The sequence below is a fragment of the Kitasatospora sp. NPDC057512 genome (assembly GCF_042802135.1).
Lineage (GTDB): Bacteria > Actinomycetota > Actinomycetes > Streptomycetales > Streptomycetaceae > Kitasatospora.
Genome location: NZ_JBHVET010000806.1, coordinates 1 through 3564 on the forward strand (window position 1 = coordinate 1; position 3564 = coordinate 3564).

General features: G+C 76.5%; 3 protein-coding genes and 1 pseudogene. 1 reads left to right on the forward strand and 3 read right to left on the reverse strand.

Annotated features, from left to right (window positions below; genetic code table 11):
* Positions 1-92: 92 nt before the first annotated feature.
* Entirely contained in the window at positions 93-1187 is a 1095-nt protein-coding gene (locus ACFU6K_RS34010) for a hypothetical protein (protein ID WP_380669691.1), read from the reverse strand.
* Positions 1188-1309: 122 nt separating this feature from the next.
* On the opposite strand from ACFU6K_RS34010, the pseudogene ACFU6K_RS34015 reads away from it, so the two are divergent.
* Positions 1310-1768: pseudogene (locus ACFU6K_RS34015) on the forward strand (RICIN domain-containing protein); the annotation flags it as partial.
* 7 nt (positions 1769-1775) lie between these two features.
* Here ACFU6K_RS34015 and ACFU6K_RS34020 read toward each other — a convergent pair.
* On the reverse strand, positions 1776-2474 hold the full coding sequence (locus ACFU6K_RS34020; protein WP_380669693.1) for a tyrosine-protein phosphatase: 699 nt from the start codon (positions 2472-2474) through the stop codon (positions 1776-1778).
* A gap of 112 nt (positions 2475-2586) precedes the next feature.
* On the reverse strand, positions 2587-3348 hold the full coding sequence (locus ACFU6K_RS34025) for an SDR family oxidoreductase (protein WP_380669695.1): 762 nt from the start codon (positions 3346-3348) through the stop codon (positions 2587-2589).
* Positions 3349-3564 lie beyond the last annotated feature (216 nt).

The following is a 3564-nucleotide window of genomic DNA, read 5'->3' on the forward strand; positions in this document are numbered from 1 at the left end:
GTAGGGGGCTGTGTCGGCTTCCGACCCTAACCCGGTGAACGGGCGGGGCCGTCGGGGCCTCCCGGAACGCCCGGATCCACCGGCGCCCCGGCCTACCGGAACGCCTCGGCGGGGGTCTGCCCCGGCACCGTGGCGGCCAGCCGGCGGGCGGCCTCCGCCGGGTCGAGCACCCGCTCCAGCCGCAGGTCGCCCGGAACCTCCTGGATGAACCGCCCGGCCGACCAGCTGCGTTCGTACGGCAGCGGCTCCAGCACCAGGACGCGCACGCCGTCCACCACCGGGACGTCGCTCGGCGTCCCCTCGTTCCAGATCCAGGAGCCGTCCGGCGCGACCAGGTTGAAGGCGCCGGTGGCGATCACCCGGCGGCCGTCCAGGAACGCCGTCCGGGCCAGCGCCACCACCTCCCGCTCCGGCGGGGTGCCGGGCAGGTGGCCGCCGCCGACCAGCACGTCGGCGAGCAGGGTGTGCAGCTGGAAGGTGTCGCTCAGGCCGCTCATCCGCAGCAGGTAGCCGGTGCCGGTGGGGCGGTCGAGCACCAGCAGCGGCTCGTCGTCCAGCATCAGCGCCAGGTGGACCAGGCCCTTGAAGTCGTGCTGCTCGCCCTGGTAGCGGTCGAACAGCTCCAGGAGCACCTCGGTGACGCCCGAGGCGCGGGCCTCGGCCCGGACCTCCGCGTGCGCGTACACCGCCCAGGCCGCCTGCTGCCACAGGTGCAGCGTCCACCAGGCGACCACGGCCAGGTGCGCGTGCCACTCGTCCAGGTGCGCCGGGTCGGCGATCCGCTCGTGCGCCTCGGCCGGATCGTCCTCCTCCGCGTCGGGCAGCGGGCCGCCGCCGGTGGAGGCCCAGCGCCGGACCAGCAGCTGCGCCCCGGTGAGCGCCCCGCGCAGGCCGGCCAGCACCGGGCCGGAGCAGGCGACCGGGTCGGCGCCGTGCTCCACGCAGGCGCCCACCACCATGGCCAGGTGCGCGCGGGGGAAGGGCGGGGCGTCCGGCAGCAGCGCGGCCAGCCGGGGGCCGGCCGCCACCCGCTCGGCCGGGTCGGCCGCGCCGAACAGCCCGCCGACCAGCCCGAGGGCGGGCCCGAACCGCTCGTCGTCCCCGGCCGCGACCACGGCCTCCAGGGCGGCCACGGCTTCGGGGAAGGTGGGCTGTTGACGGTGCGACGGTATCTGCTCGGTGGACATTCGCCGCAGCATAGGGGGCGGGGCCGGTCCGGCGGAAACTCCTCCGCGCCCCCGGCACGGACCCCTCGGCCGGTGGCCCGCACGGCGGTGCGGGACGGCCTGTCGGTGCCCGGTGGCAGACTGCGGGCGTGACAGACTCCGCGATCACCGACGGCAGCTACCTCGTCCGCAACGTCGGCAGCGGCCTGCTGCTGCGGGTCGCCGACGCCTCCCGGCGCAGCGGCGCCCGGATCGTCCTCGGCGCGGACGACGGCAGCGACGCCCAGCTCTGGCGGCTCAGCGCCGTCCACCCGGGCGGCGCGCTGTTCCACATCGAGAACGTCGGCAGCGGGAAGCGCCTGGACGTCGCCGGCGCCTCGACGGAGGACGGCGTCCGGATCCAGCAGTGGTCGGCCAACGCCTTCGGCGCCCAGGAGTGGCTGCTGGAGGCCCACGTCGACGCCCCGGGCACCTACACGGTGACCAGCTTCATCAGCGGCAAGCCCCTGACGGCGGGCGACACCCCGGAGGCCGACGTCCACCAGCGGGAGGACGCCGACGCCCCGGCGCAGTGGTGGCGCTTCGAGCGGCGCGAGGGCTGACGGCCGGTCAGTCCGAGAGTCGGGCGCGGACGGCGTCGAGTTCGGCGTCCGTCGTGCCGTGGTGGCGGAGGTAGCCGGGGACGGTGCCGTGGTGGTCGTGGATCCAGGCCAGCGAGGAGGCGAGGAGCCCGGCGTCGACCGGGCGGGAGATCCGCTCGGTGCCGGTCTCGTCGACGTACGGGGTGGGGCCCTTGTCGAGGCCGAGGCCGACGTTGGAGCGCAGGAAGTCGGTGGTGATCTCGGCCTCGGAGGCGCCCAGCAGGGACTGGAGGACGGCGATGGTGAGGCCGGTGCGGTCCTTGCCGACGGCGCAGTGGACGACGGCGGCCAGCGCGTCCGGCGCGGCGAGGCGGCGGACCACGGCGGCGATCGAGGGGCCGGCCGTCTCGGCCATGAAGGGGTAGAGGGCCGCCTGGTCCTCGGGCCAGGGCCGGTCGACGTCCTTGCGGTCGGCGGGCAGGGTCGGCAGGTTGAGGGCCTCGTGGTCGAGGCCGTGCCGCTGGTCCGGCCAGGTCTGCAGCTCGAACGCGCTGCGCAGGTCGAACACCGTCCGCAGGCCGAGCGCCTTGAGCCGCCGGGCGCCCTCCTCGGTGAGGGTGTGGAAGGACCCGGAGCGGTACAGCACGCCCCGGCGGAGGGCGCCGATCCCGCCCGCGTCACGGAAGTTGCGCACACCGGGGATGTCGATGAAGGCGTCGTCGGTCATGGCCACCACCGTACGGCCGGGGGCGGACGGGCGGAAGGAAACCGGAGGGGGCCGCTCGGTGGCGGGACGACGCTGGCCGAAACCGGCCCCCTCCGGTGCGGAACCGGGCTGTTCAGCGCCCGCCCGAGACCTCCAGGAACGCCCCGGTGGTGTACGAGGCCGCCGGGGAGAGCAGGAAGAGGACCGCCTCGGCGACCTCCTCCGGCCGCCCGCCGCGGCGCATCGGCAGGTGGGGCGCGACCCGGTCGACCCGGCCGGGCTCGCCGCCGAGCGCGTGGATGCCGGTGTGGATCAGCCCGGGCCGCACCGTGTTGACCCGGATGCCCTCGGCGGCGACCTCCAGGGCCAGGCCGCGGGTCATCGAGTCCACCGCGCCCTTGGCGGCCGCGTAGTCGACGTACTCGTTCGGCGAGCCGATCCGGGAGGCCGCCGAGCCGACGTTGACGATGGCGCCGCCGCGCCCGCCGTACCGGGTGGACATCCGGCGGACGGCCTGGGCCGCGCAGAGGAACGGGCCGGTGATGTTGGCGGCCCAGATCCGGTTCAGTCGGTCCTCGTCGATCTCCTCCAGCCGGCACTGCTTCTCCAGCGTGCCGGCGTTGTTCACCAGCCCGGTGAGCGGGCCGAGTTCGGCGTCCACGGTGGTGAACAGCCGCTCCACCCCGGCGGTGCGGCTGACATCGGCGCGGACCGCGAGGGCGGTGCCGCCTCCGGCCCGGATCTCGTCCACGACGGCGGCCGCCGCGGCCTCGTCCGTACGGTAGTTGACGCAGACCCGGTAGCCGCGGCGGGCGGCCAGCAGGGCGGTGGCGGCGCCGATGCCGCGGCTCGCGCCGGTGACGATCAGGACCTCGTCGGTCGGGGTGGTCGACATGGCCCGTACGCTACCCGGCCGCCCCGCCGGGGACACCCGCGGCGGGGCCGGGCGGGGGCGTCGGTGCGACGGTCGTGCGCCATGGCCCCGGTACCGGCGGCCGGGGCGGGGCCGGCCCGGCAGTCGCTCGCCCCGCGCCGGCCGCGCCGGGGCGGGTGGCCGGGCGAGGCTGTTGTGCCCGCCCCGCCCGAGGAGGGGAGTGCGCCGGAGGCCGCC

Coding starts and splice junctions, on each gene's coding strand:
- ACFU6K_RS34025 (WP_380669695.1), bottom strand. CDS start 3,348: ATGTCGACCACCCCGACCGACGAGGTCCTGATCGTCACCGGCGCGAGC.
- ACFU6K_RS34020 (WP_380669693.1), bottom strand. CDS start 2,474: ATGACCGACGACGCCTTCATCGACATCCCCGGTGTGCGCAACTTCCGT.
- ACFU6K_RS34010 (WP_380669691.1), bottom strand. CDS start 1,187: ATGTCCACCGAGCAGATACCGTCGCACCGTCAACAGCCCACCTTCCCC.